Annotated in this window: 1 protein-coding gene; it reads left to right on the top strand. The window is 40.8% G+C overall.

Annotated elements, in window-relative coordinates:
- The coding region (locus B0A66_RS21265; protein WP_208862612.1) for a SprB repeat-containing protein at window positions 1-1,186 on the top strand (1,186 nt) is incomplete at both ends.

Raw genomic sequence — 1,186 nt, 5'->3', positions numbered from 1 at the left:
ACGGTAACAGATGCTAATGGATGTATGGTGAGCACCACTGCGCCAATTGCAGTGACAGTTCCGGTTAATCCTTCAATAACAAGTATATCGGCTACGGATGTTTTATGTAATGGTGATAGTAATGGTAGTATTACTGTAGTTCATGATGTAACTCAGGGATTAGCTCCATTTGTCTATACTATTTTAAACACCACAACAGGGGTTAGTTATGGCCAGCAAACTTCAGGTTTACCTGCAGGTACTTATAGCGTAACACTTACAGATGCTAAAGGTTGTACAGATGTACGTACTATTACTATTGCTCAGCCTACAGCTATTGTGGTGAATCGTACTATTCATCCTATCACTTGTCCTCCTGGTGGAGTTGGAGTATCTCAAGGGCAGATCATCATTGATTCTGTTACTGGTGGAACTCCCAACTATATATACCATGTAACAGGAGTTAATGGATATGATAGACAATTTACCAACCAGTCAGGAGCTACTCAGGTATTTGATGTTGTTGATTTTGGATTGTATCAAATTATTATTACCGATGCAAACGGTTGTACTAATATTGAGCAAAATATATTGGTAGCCTCACCACCGGATGATTTAGATATTACAGTTTTGGCGCCGCCTGCCAACTGTTCAACAGGAGGAAGTGCCGAGTTATCTGTTGGTTCTAAATCGGGTATAATTGGTCCTGGTCCATTTCATTTCGCTGTTTATTCAGGTCCGACAATGCCGCCATACAGCAGCCCGACTACGTTACCCTGGTATGATGAAGATGCTCCGGGGAGTAAAAAAGTAACCCTTACTAATTTAACACCGGGTGTTTTATATACGTTTGTTGTTTACGATGAAAATACAGGCTGTAAAGTTGAAAAAACAGCAGATCAGCCTATTCCTACTCATTCAGGATTGACTACCAGTGGGGTCGTTGCTAAAAATATTACCTGTACAGGTAGCGCTGATGGAAATGTAACGTTTGATATCGTTAGTCCATATTCAACAGCTACACCGGTTGATTATGAGATATTTAATTCTCAGAGTCACGTGTCAACAGGAGTTATGGGAACAGGTATAGTTCCTGCTAACGGAACACTTACCGTTTCTAATTTAGGTCCATTGCCATTTGGTAACTATTATGTCTTGGTTAAAGAAGCAGCAGGATCCGTAAATGCCGGTTGTAGTGTGGCTACAG

Origin of the sequence: Flavobacterium hercynium (assembly GCF_002217285.1) — a bacterium.
Taxonomy (GTDB): Bacteria; Bacteroidota; Bacteroidia; order Flavobacteriales; family Flavobacteriaceae; genus Flavobacterium; species Flavobacterium hercynium.
Note: the sequence above shows the minus strand (reverse complement) of the source record. Positions and strands in the feature narration are given on the sequence as shown.